17 protein-coding genes are annotated in these 16,131 nt (G+C 70.6%); 5 read left to right on the plus strand and 12 right to left on the minus strand.

Features of this window, described 5'->3' with window-relative positions; all coding sequences use genetic code 11:
- Positions 1 to 32: 32 nt before the first annotated feature.
- Positions 33 to 263, minus strand: a complete 231-nt coding sequence (locus tag ACLBXO_RS24960) for a tautomerase family protein (RefSeq protein ID WP_447687059.1) — start codon at positions 261 to 263, stop codon at positions 33 to 35.
- 59 nt (positions 264 to 322) lie between these two features.
- A complete protein-coding gene (locus ACLBXO_RS24965; protein WP_447687060.1) occupies positions 323 to 1,102 on the minus strand; it encodes an SDR family oxidoreductase in 780 nt (259 codons plus the stop codon).
- Between the two features lie 102 nt (positions 1,103 to 1,204).
- On the opposite strand from ACLBXO_RS24965, the gene ACLBXO_RS24970 reads away from it, so the two are divergent.
- The 4 genes from ACLBXO_RS24970 to ACLBXO_RS24985 all read left to right on the plus strand — a co-directional run bounded on the left by ACLBXO_RS24970 (position 1,205) and on the right by ACLBXO_RS24985 (position 5,069).
- A complete protein-coding gene (locus tag ACLBXO_RS24970; protein ID WP_447687061.1) occupies positions 1,205 to 1,627 on the plus strand; it encodes a winged helix-turn-helix transcriptional regulator in 423 nt (140 codons plus the stop codon).
- Positions 1,628 to 1,729: 102 nt separating this feature from the next.
- Complete coding sequence (locus ACLBXO_RS24975) at positions 1,730 to 3,076, plus strand: MFS transporter (protein WP_447687062.1); 1,347 nt, start codon at positions 1,730 to 1,732, stop codon at positions 3,074 to 3,076.
- 253 nt (positions 3,077 to 3,329) lie between these two features.
- Entirely contained in the window at positions 3,330 to 4,466 is a 1,137-nt protein-coding gene (locus ACLBXO_RS24980) for a hypothetical protein (RefSeq protein ID WP_447687063.1), read from the plus strand.
- Between the two features lie 153 nt (positions 4,467 to 4,619).
- Positions 4,620 to 5,069, plus strand: a complete 450-nt coding sequence (locus ACLBXO_RS24985; protein ID WP_331316811.1) for a hypothetical protein — start codon at positions 4,620 to 4,622, stop codon at positions 5,067 to 5,069.
- A 19-nt stretch (positions 5,070 to 5,088) separates the two neighbouring features.
- On the opposite strand, the gene ACLBXO_RS24990 is transcribed toward ACLBXO_RS24985, so the two are convergent.
- The gene (locus ACLBXO_RS24990; protein ID WP_447687064.1) at positions 5,089 to 6,015 is read right to left on the minus strand and encodes a glycosyltransferase family 2 protein; all 927 of its coding nucleotides are present in this window, start codon (positions 6,013 to 6,015) and stop codon (positions 5,089 to 5,091) included.
- A 553-nt stretch (positions 6,016 to 6,568) separates the two neighbouring features.
- Here ACLBXO_RS24990 and ACLBXO_RS24995 point away from each other — a divergent pair.
- Positions 6,569 to 6,775: a hypothetical protein gene (locus ACLBXO_RS24995; RefSeq protein ID WP_447687065.1), complete on the plus strand. Its 207-nt coding sequence runs from the start codon at positions 6,569 to 6,571 to the stop codon at positions 6,773 to 6,775.
- Here ACLBXO_RS24995 and ACLBXO_RS25000 read toward each other — a convergent pair.
- The 9 genes from ACLBXO_RS25000 to ACLBXO_RS25040 all read right to left on the minus strand — a co-directional run bounded on the left by ACLBXO_RS25000 (position 6,772) and on the right by ACLBXO_RS25040 (position 16,064).
- Positions 6,772 to 7,248: an SRPBCC family protein gene (locus tag ACLBXO_RS25000; RefSeq protein WP_447687066.1), complete on the minus strand. Its 477-nt coding sequence runs from the start codon at positions 7,246 to 7,248 to the stop codon at positions 6,772 to 6,774. The two genes, ACLBXO_RS24995 and ACLBXO_RS25000, sit on opposite strands and share 4 nt — an antisense overlap.
- 47 nt (positions 7,249 to 7,295) lie before the next feature.
- Positions 7,296 to 8,048 (minus strand): ABC transporter ATP-binding protein, encoded by a 753-nt coding sequence (locus tag ACLBXO_RS25005; protein ID WP_447687067.1) that lies wholly within the window; start codon positions 8,046 to 8,048, stop codon positions 7,296 to 7,298.
- Positions 8,045 to 8,851: an ABC transporter ATP-binding protein gene (locus tag ACLBXO_RS25010; RefSeq protein WP_447687091.1), complete on the minus strand. Its 807-nt coding sequence runs from the start codon at positions 8,849 to 8,851 to the stop codon at positions 8,045 to 8,047. The genes ACLBXO_RS25005 and ACLBXO_RS25010 overlap by 4 nt, the downstream gene beginning before the upstream one ends.
- Before the next feature lie 29 nt (positions 8,852 to 8,880).
- Positions 8,881 to 9,909, minus strand: a complete 1,029-nt coding sequence (locus ACLBXO_RS25015; protein WP_447687068.1) for a branched-chain amino acid ABC transporter permease — start codon at positions 9,907 to 9,909, stop codon at positions 8,881 to 8,883.
- Positions 9,906 to 10,805 (minus strand): branched-chain amino acid ABC transporter permease, encoded by a 900-nt coding sequence (locus ACLBXO_RS25020; RefSeq protein ID WP_331312754.1) that lies wholly within the window; start codon positions 10,803 to 10,805, stop codon positions 9,906 to 9,908. Before ACLBXO_RS25020 ends, ACLBXO_RS25015 begins: the two co-directional genes overlap by 4 nt.
- 34 nt (positions 10,806 to 10,839) lie before the next feature.
- Positions 10,840 to 12,075, minus strand: coding sequence for an ABC transporter substrate-binding protein (locus tag ACLBXO_RS25025; RefSeq protein ID WP_447687069.1), 1,236 nt, complete (start codon positions 12,073 to 12,075; stop codon positions 10,840 to 10,842).
- 206 nt (positions 12,076 to 12,281) lie between these two features.
- Complete coding sequence (locus ACLBXO_RS25030; protein ID WP_447687070.1) at positions 12,282 to 14,666, minus strand: xanthine dehydrogenase family protein molybdopterin-binding subunit; 2,385 nt, start codon at positions 14,664 to 14,666, stop codon at positions 12,282 to 12,284.
- Positions 14,663 to 15,190, minus strand: coding sequence for a (2Fe-2S)-binding protein (locus tag ACLBXO_RS25035; protein WP_447687071.1), 528 nt, complete (start codon positions 15,188 to 15,190; stop codon positions 14,663 to 14,665). The genes ACLBXO_RS25030 and ACLBXO_RS25035 overlap by 4 nt, the downstream gene beginning before the upstream one ends.
- Positions 15,180 to 16,064 (minus strand): FAD binding domain-containing protein, encoded by an 885-nt coding sequence (locus tag ACLBXO_RS25040; protein ID WP_447687072.1) that lies wholly within the window; start codon positions 16,062 to 16,064, stop codon positions 15,180 to 15,182. The genes ACLBXO_RS25035 and ACLBXO_RS25040 overlap by 11 nt, the downstream gene beginning before the upstream one ends.
- Positions 16,065 to 16,131: the final 67 nt, after the last annotated feature.

Raw genomic sequence — 16,131 nt, forward strand, 5'->3', positions numbered from 1 at the left:
GTTCTGCCTTGATGCCCGCAGGCTCCGCCCTGTCAGCGCGAGCCCGTCTGGTGCGCTTGCAGGCGTCGCAGAGCCTCGAGATCGAACACCGCGTCCGCGCGCCCGTAGCCGCCGTCCACGACCTCATCGACCAGGACCATAGTGTGCGGCCGCGCGGCCTCTCCGAAGTCGGACACCAGCAGATCCGTCGTGCGATGAACGAGGTCGGCCTTCTGCGCACCGGTCATCATGCCCTGCGGGATCTTGAAATTGGCGAACGGCATCGAGCATCTCCGAGTTGAACCGACAGAACACTGACGGCGCCCGCGCGGCGGCGCGAAGCTCACCGTTGCGCCGCGCGGGCGGCGCGGGCGGCGCGGGCGGCCGCGTTCAAGGTCGCGACGGCCGCGTCGAAGCGGTGGTCGGCCTCGGCGTCGCGCTGGAAGGCGACGCGCTGCACCAGGATCTCGCGCGGCGTCGGCTGCTGCCGGAACAGGGCCATCACCTCGTCGATGAACTCGGCCAGCGGCAGATAGCCCGCGCGCGTGGCCTGGCCGGGCGTCAGGTCCGTCTGGACCGCCGGGGGCACCAGCTCGATCACCTCGACCCTGCCTTGCAGGACCTCGCGCAGCGAGACCGTGTAGCTGTGGATCGCGGCTTTCGTCGCCGAGTAGGTCGGCGTCGCCGTCAGGGGCACGAAGGCCAGCCCCGACGACACGTTGATCAGCGCCGCGTCCGGGCGCGCGACCAGATGCGCGACGAGGGCATCCGTCAGGCGGATCGGGCCGAGCAGGTTCGTGGCGATCGTCGCCTCCGCGTCGGCGAGGTCGCGGGGCTGGTCCAGCGCCTCGAAGCGCATGATCCCGGCGTTGTTGATCAGCACGTTCAGGGCCGGGTGCTCGGCGATGACCCGCCGGGCGAACGCCGCGATGTCTCCGGCATCCGCGATGTCGAGGGGCATCGCGTGCAGGCCCGGGCGGCCGGCCGCGACCCGTTCCAGCGCCTCCACCCGACGGCCGGCGACGATGACGGTGTTGCCCAGGTCGTGGAAGCGCCGCGCGAGCGCTTCCACGATCCCGGACCCGCCGCCCGTGATGAGGACCGTGTTGCCCGAAGATTTCATGGTGGCGACCCTCGTTGTTGTCGCCGCAGAGAGTATGGCCCACACTCTCCAGCCCGAAGTAGGCACCGGAAAGATTTGTACTCACCGAAAGGAGAGTGTCCGATGCGCAGGTCTGCTCCCGACCCCGCGATCGAGGCGAAGCGGCGCGGGCCTGTTCCGCAGGACACCGATCCGGCGATCGAGGCTCTGGTGAACGACATCATCGGCCAGGTCGCCGACAGGTGGACCATGCTGATCCTCGAAGCCCTGGAGGCGCACGGCACCCTCCGGTTCACGCAGCTCGGCAGGGCCGTCGGTCGGATCAGCCAGAAGATGCTGACGCAGACCGTCCGCCAGATGGAGCGGGACGGCCTCGTCCGGCGAACGGTCCACCCGGTGATCCCGCCGCGCGTGGACTACACGCTGACGCCGCTGGGCCAGAGCCTGGGGGCCGCGTTCTGCGGTGTGTGGATCTGGGCCGAGACGCACCACGCCGAGATCGAGCGGGCCCGGCGGGCGTTCGCGGGTCGGCCCCCGGGATTTTAACTGTCGATCGGGGGAGCCATGACGCCGGTCTTCAATTCTGTCGCCAAGCTTGGCGTTTCAGTTTAGCCTCAAGACTGATTTCGGCAGCAAGGCGGGCGCATCATGCAGGACACCCCACCGTACGGGGAGCCGCCCGTCCCGATCCGTGTTGACGGTCTCGGCGACGGACCGAGGGCCTCCGGCGCGGCGCGGCGTCGCTCGGTGATCGCCGGCGCCATCGGCAACACGCTCGAATGGTACGACTTCGCCACCTACGGGTATTTCAGCGTCGTCATCGGCCGGAACTTCTTCCCGTCCGACAGCCCCACGACGTCGCTGCTCTCGGCCTTCGCTGTGTTCGCCGCCGCCTTCTTCATGCGTCCGATCGGCGGCGTCGTGTTCGGCCACATCGGTGACCGCTACGGCCGCAAGACGGCCCTGCTGCTGTCGGCGTGCCTCATGGCGGTCTCGACCTTCCTGATGGGCTGCCTGCCCACCTACGCGTCCGCCGGGATCCTCGCGCCCGTCCTGCTCGTGCTGTTGCGCCTCGGCCAGGGCCTCTCGGTCGGCGGCGAGTACACCTCCTCGGCCATCTTCCTCTCCGAGACCGCGGCACCGGCGCGCCGCGGCCTGACCGGCAGCCTCGCCTGCATCGGGGCCGCCGGCGGGATCCTGCTCGGCTCCATCTCGGGGACGCTGGTCACCGGCCTGCTCACCCCCGAGGACGTGCACCTGTGGGGCTGGCGCCTGCCGTTCCTGTTCGGGATCGTCCTCGGCGTCTTCATCTTCGCCCTGCGCCGGCACATCGACGACGACCACGTCGAGACCGTGTTTCGCGAAGATCAGGCATCGGCAGACCGGCGCTCACCGCTGCGTACGGCCGTCGAGATCGACGGGTCCGCGATGCTGCGCGCCTTCGCCATGAATCTCGGCCTCGCGTGCGGCTTCTACGTCGTGTTCGTCTACCTCGTGACCTTCCTGCACACGGTGTCCGGACTGCCGCAACACACGGCGTTCCTCATCAACTCCCTCGCCATGGTGGTCCAAGCGGTGTGCATCCCGATCGCCGGAGCCCTGTCCGACCGGTTCGGGCGCAAGCGTGTTCTGGTCCTGACCGGGGCGGGCCTGACCCTCCTGTCGTGGCCGCTGTTCATGCTGCTGACCAGCGGCGACACGCTCCTGATCGTCCTGAGCCAAGTCGCGTTCGCGATCCTGATCGCCGGAAACGCCGCCGTGGTGCCGACGGCGTTCGTCGAGATGTTTCAGCACCGCTCGCGCTGCACAGCCCTGGCGATCAGCTTCAACGCCTCGATGGCGCTGGTCGGTGGCACCGCCCCGATGGCCGCGACGTGGATCGTCCACCATCTGGCGTGGCCCACGGGGCCGGGTCTCTACGTGGCCGTGCTGTCGGCCATCTCGCTCGCCGCGGTCCTGACGATGCGCGATCGAACCGGGGAATCGCTCGCGTGAGACCCCGCTCGCGCGACCGCGCGGATTGCCCGGCCTCGGATGGCGTCGATCCGGGCGGCACGGTCAATAGGTCACCCTCACTAGTGGAAGCCGAGGATCGCCCTGATAGAATCGACCGATCGGCACAGTAGAGAGCCTGTGCAGCGACGATCGGGCGAACACTGCGGACATCTTCTCTCGCCCGTCGTCATCACCGATCCGTCGATCGACGGGTCGCGGCGCATTCGAGGGACCTCCAGGCATGGGATTCAACGTGACCCGCTTGCTCCGGCACACTGTTTCATCCCGCCTCATCGTCGCCGCGTTCTCAGCTCTGATGATCCCGCCGGCAGCGCAGGCCGCCGGCAGCCTGGAGGCAGCTCTCCGCGCGGTGCCGGACTCCGCCCTCGCGACGTCTGATCCGATGCCGATCGTCTTCATGGACGTGCAGGCTTTGTCCAAGGCGGCCGGCGGGGCGTTGAGCGACGCCGGCCTGCGGCGCATGGCCTTCCATCAGAACATCCGCCCGCTGAACGCCCTCAGCTACGGCGGGGCGCAGTCCTGGACCGAGACGGCCGGAATCCCGTTCGAGGACATTTCCTACTTCGCCGCCTTCGGCCAGCCTCCGGCGCGCGTGAGCGACTGGGGTCTGGCGACGAAGGCGGCCGCCGACAACCTGATCGGCAAACTCCGGGACCGGAACTTCCGGCCGGTCTCGACCGCGCCGCGCATCCTCGCCAACGGTGAGCCGCGCGCCGTGAATCTGAAGGGCCGGCAGCCGACCAGCCCCTGGTCCGGCCCCATGGGCGAGACCAGCGCGGTCCTGGCGATCGATCGGGTCGTCGCCCAGGCGTCCGCGGCCGAGGATCTGGAGAAGCGCGTCGGCGTCGGACGGAGCGCGGCGGATCACGCGGCGGTGGCCACGTCGCTGGCGGGTCTCGCCGCCGCGGATGACCGCGATCCGGGCGCGATCCTCCAAGCGGCCGTCGTCACGCCGCTGATGGGCGTGACCCTCGACGATCCGGCCTCCGTCCTATCGGCGACCGACAGGGCCGCGATGAGGAAGGCGATCGACGATCAGCGCGAACGCGGTCGTGACGGCATCCCGGCCTACGAGGGCGGGATCGTGGCCGACTACCAGGGCAGAGCCGGCCCGGCGCTCCTCGTGTCCCTGGCCTATCCCGATTGCCCGACGGCCGGCAGGGCCGTCACGGCGCTGAAGGCGCGCTGGCAGGCCGGCATGCCGTCCGCGGCCTCCGCCGACGGCCGCACGGTCGAGAGCCCGCAGCGCGGCTGTGCCGCCGTCCTTCGCGTCAACCAGGCACCCGGCGCGGGCACGCCGTTCGCAGCGTTCCTCGAGAGCTACATGCGGCGCGGCTTCAATGTCCTGCAGATCGGAATGCCGCGATGACCGGATCGTGGCGACCCGAACCGGATCGAGGCCGGACCCGCCGTGGTCGAGCCGCGGCGCGCGGCCGGTCGTCACGGTCGGGGGGTCGAGGAAAGGGGATCTTAGAGCGGCCGATGTACAGCGGACGGGGACCCACGGCACGAGGAGGGGGCTTTGGACGCGGCTTACATCTCGGCGATGTTCGGCCTGGGTGGAGCGACGATCGGCGCCGCGACATCGTTCATGACCACGTGGATGGCGCATCGGAGCCAGTTTCAGGACAAGCTTCGGGAGAATGAGCGCGCGCAGCGCGTGGACTTGTTCAACGAATTCATCACCGAATCCGTCAGGCTCTACGCCGACGCGCTGAGCCACGAACGCGACGATGTCGGCGACCTCGTCCTGCTCTACGCGTTGCTGGCGAAGATGCAGCTCACCGCCTCGCAGGCGACCGTCGACGCGGCCGGATCCGTCATCGACCGAGTGATCGACACCTATCTCGGCCCCAATCAGAGTCTCCACGAGATCCGAGATCTCGCCCGCGAGGGCAAGCTCGATTTCCTCACCGAGTTCGGAACCGCGTGCCGCGCGGATCTGAGAGCCTCCCTCGACCAGGTCCGGTAGCCGCGAACGCGGCCCGTTCCTAGGCGGCCAGTTCAGGCGCGCGGAAGCCGCGGGCGACGAGGCGGCTCCAGACCCAGGCGGCCGCGGCCCGCGCGCGCGGCGCGCGCCCGGTCGCCAGGACCGCCCATCGCGCGCGCATGGCCCGGCTGAACAGGGACGCCGAGCGGTCCTCGATCTCGTTGCGGTCGAGCAGATCGAAGCGCAGCGCCAGGGCGTCGAGCCGGGGACCGCGCGGGCTGCCCGCGCTCGGCAGGCGCATCCGGGCCGAGAACTCGCCCCAGGTCTTGCACTGATAGTGGTTGAGCTGGATGCCGCCGTAGGCGATCCGGTCCGCCATTCCGGTCGTGCCGGCCGCGACATCGGTGAAGTCCGAGAGCGTGCGTCGTCCGGCCGCCAGAACCACCTCGTGCACCTGCACGCCCCGGACGTGCTCGGACCGCGCGAGCGTCTTGTAATGGGCCTGATAGGCCCAGTCGGACGGAGCGCAGCGCTGGAAAGCCTCCGTCACGAACCCGTATCCCGGCGCGGTCACGCCGGATGAGCCGAATGAGCGCCAGTTGACGTGGACGGCCGAGACATCGTCCGGCACCCGGGCGAGATACCGGGGTAGCGCGCCGTCCTGCCAGGGCACGAGGAACTCGTCGATATCGAGGAACGCCACCCACGGCGTGGCCACCAGGGCCATGCCGGCCGTGTAGGCCGCGATCTGCGGTGACACGCCGTCGAGAGCTGCGACCGCGTGGAGGGAAATGGCCGGATCGGCGGCCGCCGCGCGGGCCACGATCGCGGGCGTGTCATCGGTGCTGCCGTGATCGAAGACGAGGATCCGGCTGAAACCGACGGCGCGATGGAAGGCCAGCCATTCCGCGATGTAGAGCGCCTCGTCGCGGGCGATCGCGATGAGTGTGCAGTCGAATCGCTCGGCTACGATACGCCTATTCGCCATGGCTTTCATACTCGATAACCCGAACGGACTCGGGATATAAAATCATTTTCTCAAAGAATGATGGCAAAAAACCGGATCACGGAGTTCATATTTGTTACGAAATGTATCGAATACAGATCATACGGGATTTATTGGAAGGCTGTCAATATATCAGCTAGGTGATTGGCGCTCACCAATGTTGATCGGACGCGGTGGGCCTGCCTACTGTCAGGTCTGACAGGGCTCTGAACGGGCCGGTGTGTTCGGTCGGGAGTAGTAGTCTACAGAGCCCGGGAGGCCGGACACATCCCCGCATCGACCATTCGCGCGACGACGATCCGCCCTTCACGGCGGGCCGGCGGCCGGCGGTGCTGCATCCAGAGATGAAGATTTTCGATCCGGCAATCCTGCCCGGCCACGATAAGCATAATTGTATATATTTACGGAAATTAAATTCACGATTTACATATTTGCGCGCATATTGACGCCATACGCTCAGATATTAGACAATATATAACGCGAATATCGCCGATATCTACTGGCTCAAGGCCGGGCCGACCATGCCATGAGGTGAGTGCTCCATGTCCTCCGGTATCACCCTGTCGGCCGCGACGCGCCGGAGAACCTGCTCTCGCTTCAGGACAACGCCCAGCTGATGGCGCCCACCCAGAACCGGCTCGCGCCCGGCAAGACCGTCAACTCCGCCCAGCAGGGCGTCCTCCAGCTCCTGCGCCGAATCTCGACCCCGAGATCGACCCGGAGACCGGGTCGGCGGATCTAGGCCTCGGCCGCCCGCGGCGCGGCCGGGTCGCCGGGCGCCCCGAGCGCGGCGGCGAACTTGCCGAAGAACTCGTCGGCGAGCTTGCGGGCGGTCGCCTGCATGAGTCGGCCACCCAGCGTCGCGATCTTGCCGCCGACCTCCGCCTTGGCGGTGTAGGTCAGGAGCGTCTCGCCGCCCTCGGCCGCGAGGCTGACCGCGGCGCGGCCCCTGGCGAAGCCCGCCATGCCGCCGTTGCCCTGACCGACGAGGCTGTAGCCCTCGGGGGGGCGCATATCCTCCAGGCGGACCGTGCCCGCGAAGGTCGCCGAGACCGGCCCGATCTTGAGGGCGACCTTGGCGGTCATCTCCTCCGGGGAGACCTGCACCAGCTCCTTGCAGCCGGGGATGCAGCGGGCGAGCACCTCCGGATCGTTCAGCGCCGCCCAGACGGCCTCCCGCGCGACCGGGATCCGATACGCGCCAGCGATGTCCATCCTGGTCTCCTCCTGACTCTGCGCCGCCCACCGGCCGGTGCGGGCACTCAGACCGCGCAGTAGCGCGCCTGGATCTCGGGATCGTCCCGCAGCGCGGCCGCGGGGGCGTGGTAGACGACGGCGCCGCCGTCGACGATGTAGACGCGGTCGGACACGTCGAGGGCGAGCTCGACGTTCTGCTCCACGAGCAGGATCGTGGTTCCGGCCCGCTTCATCGCGACGAACTGCGCGAACATCTCCTCGACCAGGATCGGCATGATCCCCTCCGAGGGCTCGTCGAGGAGCACCATCACGGGCTCGGCCATGAGCGCCCGGGCGATGGCGAGCATCTGCTGCTCGCCGCCCGACATCGTGACGGCCTCCTGCTTCAGGCGCTGCTTCAGCCGCGGGAAGGTCTCGGCGATCACCTCGATGCGCCGCGCCTCGTCGCGGCGCGTCGCGCGCGCGCCCCGTCCTGCCCCCTTGGCGGCCAGGATGCCGAGGCGCAGGTTCTCCTCCACGGTCAGCCCCGGCACGATGCGCCGCTCCTCCGGCACGTAGGCGAGGCCCCGGTGGAAGCGCTCGTGGGGCGGCCGGTGGAGGATGTCGGCGCCCGCGAAGGTCACGCGCCCCTCGCGCTTCGCCACGAGGCCCATGATCGCCTTCAGCGTGGTGGTCTTGCCGGCGCCGTTGCGGCCGACCAGCGTGACGATCTCGCCCGGGCGCGCCACCAGCGACAGGCCCTGCAGGATGTGGGAGTGGCCGTACCACGCCCGCAGGTCCTCGACCGCCAGGAGAGGCTGCGTGACGGCGGTGCTCATGCGGTCCCGCCCGTGATCTTGCCCGCCGTGTTGCCCAGGTAGACGCGGCGCACCTCGGGATGCGCCCGGATGTCGTCGGGGCTGCCCTCGGCCAGGAGCTGGCCCTGGTGGAGGACGACGAGGCGCCGGCACAGGCCCATGACGAGCTTCATCTTGTGCTCGACGAGGATCAGCGTCCGGGTCTCGGCGAGGCGCTGCACGAGGTCCATCATCTCGCGCGTCTCCTCGGGGCTCATCCCGGCGGTCGGCTCGTCGAGGAGGAGGAGGCTCGGCTCGGCGGCGAGGGCCACCGCGATCTCCAGGGCGCGCTGCTCGCCGTGGGCGAGTTCGCGGGCGAGGCGATCCATCCGGGCGCCGAGCCCGACCTCGCCGAGGAGTTCCCCGGCCCGCTCCGCCAGTTCGGGATAGGCCGCGCGATCCCGGAAGAGCGCGAAGCGGACCCGCCGGGCCTGGGCGGCCACCCGCACGTTCTCGCGCACCGTGAGGTTCGGGAAGACGTTGGTGATCTGGAACGACTTGGCGATGCCCATCCGGGCGAAGGCGTGCGGGGCCGCGCCGGTGATGTCGCGCCCGCGGAACAGGACCCGTCCCTCGCTCGGCGGGAAGGCGCCCGAGATCAGGTTGAAGAAGGTCGACTTGCCCGCCCCGTTCGGCCCGATGATCGCGGTGATGCCGCCCTCCGGGAACGCGACGGTGACGTCGGACAGGGCGCGGAAATGCCCGAACCGCTTGCCGAGTCCCTCGGTGGCGAGGATCGGCGGCGCCGCACTGGACGCCGCACTGGACGCCGCAGCGGACGCCATGGCCGGCGCGGCGACGACCGGGGCGGCGCTCACCATCCGGCCCTCCTCAGGCGGGCCAGCACCTCGCCCCAGATGCCGAGCGGCAGGAACAGCACGAAGGCGATGAAGACGGCGCCGACGATGAGCTGCCAGTGGCTCGTCACGGTGGCGAGCCCATCCTGCAGGAGCGCGAAGGTGGCCGCCCCCACGAAGGGTCCGAAGAAGGTCCCCATACCGCCGAGCAGCGCCATCATCACGGCCTGGCCGGAGGTCGAATAGTGCATCGTCTCGATCGGCACGATCGAGAGGTGGATCGCCTGGAGCCCGCCCGCGAGGCCGCACAGGGCCCCGGAGATCACGAAGGCCGCGAGCTTCATGCGGCGCACGTCGTAGCCGCAGGCCTGCGCCCGGCCCTCGTTCTCGCGGATCGCCTCGAGGGCGGCCCCGAAGGGCGACGACAGCAGGCGCGAGAACAGCCAGACCGCGACGCCGACGACGGCCAGCGCGGCGTAGTACTTCACCACCGGGTCGAGGAGATTGAGGCTGAAGCCCGGCAGGGCGAGCGCCGGTACGTTGATGCCGCGCAGGCCGTTCTCGCCGCCGGTGAAGGCCTCCGCCTGGTAGAACGCGTAGTAGACGCACATCGACAGCGCGAGCGTCGTCATCGCGAAGTAGATGCCGCGGGTGCGGATCGCCAGGACGCCCATGACGGCCGCGATCAGGGTGGCGAGCAGCGTGCCGGCGACGAGCGCCAGGGCCGGATGCAGCCCGTAATGGACGATGGCGATGCCGCAGCCGTAGGCCCCGCCGCCCAGGAAGGCGGCGTGGCCGAAGGACAGGAGCCCGGTATAGCCGAACAGCAGGTTGAACCCGAGGGCGTAGAGCCCGAGCACCAGGATGTTCACCGCGAGGGCCTGGTAGGGGGCGATCCAGGGGAACACGAGCAGGACGGCGAGCGTCAGGGCGACGCGGTGCCGGCCGCACCACGCCAGCCGGCGCCCGGCCCGGCCGGGGCCCGGCCGGGCCGCCGGAAGGGCGCCTCCCTCCGTGACGGCGGGGGCAGGGGCGCGGGGGCTCATCCGAGGGCTCCGGCCCGGCCGAGGAGGCCCCGGGGCCGCACGAGCAGCACCAGGGCCATGAGGGCGAAGATCGCCATCTTGGTCATGTCGGGGGCGACGAGCGACGTCATCGCCACCACGATCCCGACGATCAGCCCGGCGAGCACGGCCCCGGCCAGCGAGCCCATGCCGCCGACCACCGTGACCACGAAGGCCTCGGCCAGAACCGGAACCCCCATCTCGGGCGTGACGCCCTGCAGGGGCGCGGCGAGGATGCCGGCGAGCCCGGCGAGCGCGCAGCCCAAGGCGAAGACCGCGAGCCAGACCTTGGTGATCTCGATCCCGAGCACCTGCACGATCTGCGGGTCGCGGGCGCCGGCCCGGATCACGAGGCCGAAGGGCGTGCGCTCGATGAACAGCCACAGGGCACCGACCACCACCAGCGCGAAGCCGATCAGGAACAGCCGGTAGAGGGGGAAGTAGCCGATGCCGATATCGACCGCGCCGCGCAGCTCGGGCGGCGCGCCGAAGGGCAGCCCGGTCAGCCCGAAGGCGATGCGCACGCTCTCGACCATCACGTAGGACAGGCCGAAGGTGAGGAGCAGCGGATCGTCGATGCCGCGCCCATAGAGGGGGCGCACGAGCACGCGCTCCACGGCGAGCCCGAGGAGCCCCATCGCCAGCGGCGCCGCGACGAGGCTGAGCCAGAAGCTGCCGGTGTAGCCGTACAGGAAGACGCCGACATAGGCGCCGACCATGAAGAACGCGCCGTGGGCGAAATTGACGACGTTCATCAGCCCGAAGATCAGCGACAGGCCGATGCCGACGAGCACGTAGATCGCCCCCAGCGCGACGCCGGTCACGAGCTGGAGGGCGAGGAGATCGAGGGGGAAGCCGCCGATCGTGAGGTCGCTCAAGGCCGCGTCCTCCCGCGGGTTCGCAGGGCGCGCCTCACGCCTTGTGGCCCAGCTCGTCGCAGCCGCGCAGGAAGCGCTCGTCGGGCCCCTCCGTACCCAGGATCGTGAAGACGTCGTCCGCAGTCTTCATGTCCTTCGACTTCGCCTCGACGATCAGGACCGACTGCACCGACTGGTGGTCGCATTTCCGGAAGCTCTGCGGACCCTTGTAGAAGTCGGCCTTCAGGGCCTCCATGGCGGCCACGACCTTGTCGGTCTCGACCGACCCGGCGGCCTTCACGCCCTCCAGCACCGAGCGGACGCCGGCATAGCCCAGCGCCCCGTAATCCGACGGCACGGCGCCGTTGTAGGCCGCGCGGAACCGGTCGTTGAACGCCTTCGCGGAGGGCACGCTGTCCTCCAGGCGCCAGTAGTAGGAGGTGCCGCCGATCACGCCGTCGAAGGCGTCGCCGCCGGCCTTGCGGGCGGTGAAGAGCAGGACCGGCGCGACGAGCTTGGTGGTGCGCTTCAGGCCGAACTCGGTCGCCTGCTGGATCGAGACGACCTGGTCCCGGCCGAAATTGCACAGGCAGAGCACGTCGGGCTTGAGCGCGGCGATCCGGGGCAGGAAGGCCGAGTAGTCGGAGGCGCCGATCGGGTGGCGGATGTCGGCCACGACCTCGATGCCCGAGGCCTCGCCGGCACGCTTGAAGCCGCGCACCATCTCGTGGCCGTAGGCGTAGTCGGCGCTGAGGAAGGCGACGCGCTTGCCCGATTTCGGGAAGACGTAGCGGCCGACCGCGCCCGCGGTCATGTGCGGGTTCAGGGCCTCGTGGAAGGTGGTGCGGCCGAAATCCTTGGCCTCGTTGATCGCGTCGGACTGGCTGATCGAGTTGTAGATCACGCCGCGCTCGCGGGCGACGTTGTTGATCGACAGCGTGACCGCCGCCGAGAGGCCGCCGACCAGGAAGTTGACCTTGTCCTTCTCGATCAGCTCGAGGGTCCGAGTCGCGGCCTCGCCGGGGTTGAGCTTGTCGTCGCGCACGAGGAGTTCGGCGTTGCGGCCCTGGAAGCCGCCGGCCGCGTTGAACGCCTGGACGGCGAGCTGGGCGGCGCGGACCTGATCGTTCGCCTCGGCCCCGAAAGCGCCGGTGAGCGGGACGGGGAAGCCGATGCGGATCGGGCCATCTTGCGCGACAGCGGAGCGCAGGAGCGCCGGGGCGGCGAGTGCCAGCGCGGATGCGGCGGAGCTGCCCCGGAGCAGCCGGCGCCTGTCGAAGCCCGTTCCCATTCCCGTCCCTCCGTTGGCGTGTCCTCGTCGGGACCGGTCTCTTGAGCGGACCGTGCCCCGTGGTGGTCGATGTGTCCTGACCCGACAGGGTCATCCGTCCTCGCGAGCGCAGCGGAGCGATCCAGGGATCCGCCACGTTCGGCAGCGTCCCGCTGCCCTGGGTTGCTTCGCTGCGCTCGCAAGGACGGGGAAGCCCGCAGCCGGTTTCAAATCAGTCCCAGCGCCTCCAGCACCACCTCGGGCGTCACCGGCTGACGGGAGACACGCGCCTCGAACGGCCGGAGCGCGTCGTTGATGGCGTTGACGACCGCCGCCGGCGCGCCGGCGGTGCCGGCCTCGCCCGCGCCCTTGGCGCCGATCTCGGACGACGCGGTGGCCGAGACCACGTGGGCGACCGCGATGTCGGGCATCTCGCCGGCCATCGGCACGAGGTAGTCGGCCATCGAGCCGTTCAGCAGCTGGCCGGCGCCGTCGTAGAGGCAGTGCTCGAACAGGGCGCCGCCGATCCCCTGGACGATCCCGCCGCGGATCTGCTCGTCGACGAGGAGCGGGTTGAGCACCGTCCCGCAATCCTCCACGCACCAGTGCTTGAGCAGCCGCACGAAGCCGGTCTCGGTGTCGACCTCGACGTAGGAGGCCTGCACGCCGTTGGTGAAGGCGAAGGGGTAGTCCTTCGGCACGTAGTGCCGGGTCGCCACGAATTCCGGCTGCACCCCCGGCGGCAGCGTGTCGGGGCGGAAGTAGACGATGCGGCCGAGTTCCGAGAGCGGCATGCGCTCGGTCCCGGTGCCTGCATCCACCACGGCGCCGTCGCGCACGTCGAGGTTTCCGGGGTCGGCCTGCAGGATCGCGCCCGCCACCGCCAGGACGTTGCCGCGCAGTGCCTTGCCGGCCTGCCACGCGGCCTCGCCGCCGATGCCGGCCCCGCGCGACGCCCAGGTGCCGCCGCCGTAGGGCGTCGCCTGCGTGTCGCCCGAGATCACCCGGACCCTGTCCATCGGCACGCCCGTGGCGGTGGCCACGATCTGCGCGATGATGCCCTCGGTGCCCTGGCCCTGCTCGGTGACGCTGACCGACGCGACGACGCCCCCCTGGGGATCGAGCCGGATCGTGCAGCCGTCCTGGGAGGAGATGCGCGCGCCGCCGACCCCGTAGAAGGCCGCCGACGGGTTGGTGATCTCGATGAAGGCCGCGAGGCCGATGCCCCGGTAGATCCCCCGCTTCCGGAGGTCCGCCTGCTCGGCGCGCAGGCCGTCATAGTCCATCATCGCCCTGAGCTTGGCGAGCGCCGCCTGGTGGGACAGCTTCTCCAGCTTGATCCCCGAGACGCCCGCGCAGGGATAGGCGTCGTCGGGGATGACGTTCCGCTCGCGCACGGCCAGGGGATCGAGGCCGAGCCGGGCGGCGCCCAGGTCGACGAGCCCCTCGGCGACCATCGTGGCGATCGGGTGGCCCACCGCCCGGTACTGGCAGGTGGGCGCCTTGTTCTGGAGCACGACGCGGGCGCGGGCCCTGTAGTGCTGATGGCGATAAGGGCCGCCGGTCAGGTTGACGACCTGGTTGGCCTCGACCGCGCTGGTGCGCGGGTAGACCGAGTAGGGCCCGATGCCCGTGAGGTCGTCCATGTCGAGGGCGAGGATGTCGCCCGCGGCCGAGAAGGCCATCCGGGCCGTGACCCGGTGGTCCCGGGCGTGGATGTCGCTCTGGAAGCTCTCCAGCCGGTCGGCGACGAACTTGACCGGGCGCTTGAGCATCAGCGCCAGCGCGCAGGTCGCCATCTCGTCGGGGTAGATGTGGACCTTGATCCCGAAGGAGCCGCCGACATCCTTGCAGATCACCCGCACCGCCCCCTCGGGGAGGGCGAGGTGCTTGCACAGGATATCCTGCATCATGTGCGGCGCCTGGAAGGAGTGGTGGACGGTCAGCATCCCGTCCGCCGCCGCCCAGTCGGCCAGGATCGCCCGCGGCTCCAGGCACACCCCCGTGTGCCGGCCGAACTGGAAGGTCTCCTCGACCACCAGGGCCGCGTCGCGGAAGGCCCCCTCGACGTCGCCGACGTCGAGGACGCGCTCGAAGGCGAGGTTGTCGCCGAGCTCGGCGTGGATCGCGGGCGTCGCCGGATCGAGCGCCGTCTCCATGTCGACCACGGCGGGGAGGGGATCGAACTCGACCATGATGGCGGCCAGCGCGTCCTCGGCCTCGGCCCGGCTGCGGGCGACGACCGCGCAGAATGGCTCGCCGACCCAGGTCACCCGGTCGAGGGCCAGGGCGTGCTGGGGTGCCGAGCGCAGCCCCTTGAAGTGCCCGAGCACGCCGACCCAGGGCGTGCAGACCTCCGCGAGTTCGGGGCCCGTCACCACGGCGATGACGCCGGGCATCGCCCTGGCGTCCGCGGTGTCCAGCGCGACGATGCGGGCGTGGGCGTGGGGGCTGCGCAGGAAGGCGACATGGCCCAGGCGGGCGACGGCCACGTCGTCCACGTAGACGCCCCCGCCCTCGAGGAGGCGCCGCGCGTTCGGCCGCGGGACCGAGCGGCCGATATAGCTGTTCGGCCGGTCGAGGAAAGTGAGGCCGCCCGGATCCGCGCTCATTCGGCGGCCTCCCGGCCGGGATCCCGGCGACCTTGCCGGCGCGCCTCGGCGGTCGACGCGATGGCGTCGACGATGGCGTGGTAGCCGGTGCAGCGGCAGTAATTGCCCGCGATCGCCGCGCGGATGGCGTCGCGCGAGGTTGGCGCCTCCGCGTCGTCCAGGAACTCGGCGGCCGTCACCAGCATGCCGGGGGTACAGTAGCCGCACTGCAGGGCGTTGCGGGCGTGGAAGGCGTCCTGCAGGTCGCGGATGCGCCCGCTCTCGGTCAGGCCCTCCACGGTCTCGACCGTGGCGCCGTCGGCCTGGACGCCGAGCATCAGGCAGGACCGCACCGCCCGGCCGTCGACCAGGATCGTGCAGGCGCCGCACACGCCGTGCTCGCAGCCGAGATGCACGCCGGTGAGGCCGAACGACTGGCGCAGCAGGTCGCCGAGATGCATCCGGGCCGGGACATGCGCCCGCACGGCCTCGCCGTTCAGCGTGAAGGCGACCGCGTGCGCGCGGTCCGGGCTCTCAGACGCCATCGGGGCCGCCCTCCTGCGCGGTGCCGGCGCGCATCCGGGCCGCCACGCGGCCGAGGATCACGCGGGCGAGGTGGAGCCGCGTCGCGGCCCGGGTAGTCGGATCGTCCGGCGGGTCGAGCTCCCCGGCGAGCGCCGCCTGGGCGCCCGCGAGGTCGCCGGCCTCCAGGGCGGCCGCGGCGGCGCGGGCGAGCACCGGCCGGTCGGCCACGCCGAACAAGGCGAGGCGCAGATCCGACAGGCCGCCCGCGGCCAGCCGGCCGGTCGCCGCGAGGCCGACGAGGGCGTAGTCGCCGTGGCGGCGCGACAATTCCTCGAACCCCCAGACCGCGTCGGCCCCCGGCACCGGGAACTCGATCGCCGTGACGATCTCGCCGGGCTCCAGGGCCGTCGTGTAGAGGCCCTGGAAGAAATCGTCCGCCGGGACGCGCCGCTCCGCCCCGGGACCGCGCACCACGATCGTGGCGCCGGCGGCCAAGCAGCAGGCGGGCCATTCGGTGGCCGGGTCGGCCAGCGCCACCGAGCCGCCGATCGTGCCGCGGTTGCGGATCGCCGGATGGGCGATGTGCGGCAGGGCGGCGGCGAGCAGCGGCAGGCGTTCGCGCACGAGCGCGGCGGTCCCGACGTCGCGGTGGCGCGTCATCGCGCCGATCCGCACGATGCCGCCGGCCTCGCCGTCGGCCTCCGAGACGCCGGTGAGTTCGGGGACGGCGTTGAGGTCGACCAGCAGGCCGGGCGTCGAGAGCCGCATGTTGAGGGCCGTGACGAGGCTCTGGCCGCCCGCCAGCGGAACGGCGTCCTCTCCGTGCTCGGCGAGCAGGGCGAGCGCCGCCTCGAGCGAGGCCGGACGCGCGTAGGCGAAGTCGGGCGCCTTCAACCCTGGTTCTCCTCCCGGCGGGCTTGCCCATGACCGCCCCGATGGGACAGGCTGGACGCCTCTATTT

The organism is Methylobacterium sp. C33D (genome assembly GCF_053345825.1).

What these genes read in the sequence shown, in the direction of transcription:
- ACLBXO_RS24990 (WP_447687064.1), bottom strand. Translation starts at nt 6,015, where the DNA reads ATGGCGAATAGGCGTATCGTAGCCGAGCGATTCGACTGCACACTCATC.
- ACLBXO_RS24960 (WP_447687059.1), bottom strand. Translation starts at nt 263, where the DNA reads ATGCCGTTCGCCAATTTCAAGATCCCGCAGGGCATGATGACCGGTGCG.
- ACLBXO_RS24965 (WP_447687060.1), bottom strand. Translation starts at nt 1,102, where the DNA reads ATGAAATCTTCGGGCAACACGGTCCTCATCACGGGCGGCGGGTCCGGG.
- ACLBXO_RS24970 (WP_447687061.1), top strand. Translation starts at nt 1,205, where the DNA reads ATGCGCAGGTCTGCTCCCGACCCCGCGATCGAGGCGAAGCGGCGCGGG.
- ACLBXO_RS25000 (WP_447687066.1), bottom strand. Translation starts at nt 7,248, where the DNA reads ATGGACATCGCTGGCGCGTATCGGATCCCGGTCGCGCGGGAGGCCGTC.
- ACLBXO_RS25005 (WP_447687067.1), bottom strand. Translation starts at nt 8,048, where the DNA reads ATGAGCACCGCCGTCACGCAGCCTCTCCTGGCGGTCGAGGACCTGCGG.
- ACLBXO_RS25015 (WP_447687068.1), bottom strand. Translation starts at nt 9,909, where the DNA reads ATGAGCCCCCGCGCCCCTGCCCCCGCCGTCACGGAGGGAGGCGCCCTT.
- ACLBXO_RS25030 (WP_447687070.1), bottom strand. Translation starts at nt 14,666, where the DNA reads ATGAGCGCGGATCCGGGCGGCCTCACTTTCCTCGACCGGCCGAACAGC.
- ACLBXO_RS25025 (WP_447687069.1), bottom strand. Translation starts at nt 12,075, where the DNA reads ATGGGAACGGGCTTCGACAGGCGCCGGCTGCTCCGGGGCAGCTCCGCC.
- ACLBXO_RS25035 (WP_447687071.1), bottom strand. Translation starts at nt 15,190, where the DNA reads ATGGCGTCTGAGAGCCCGGACCGCGCGCACGCGGTCGCCTTCACGCTG.
- ACLBXO_RS24975 (WP_447687062.1), top strand. Translation starts at nt 1,730, where the DNA reads ATGCAGGACACCCCACCGTACGGGGAGCCGCCCGTCCCGATCCGTGTT.
- ACLBXO_RS25010 (WP_447687091.1), bottom strand. Translation starts at nt 8,851, where the DNA reads ATGGCGTCCGCTGCGGCGTCCAGTGCGGCGTCCAGTGCGGCGCCGCCG.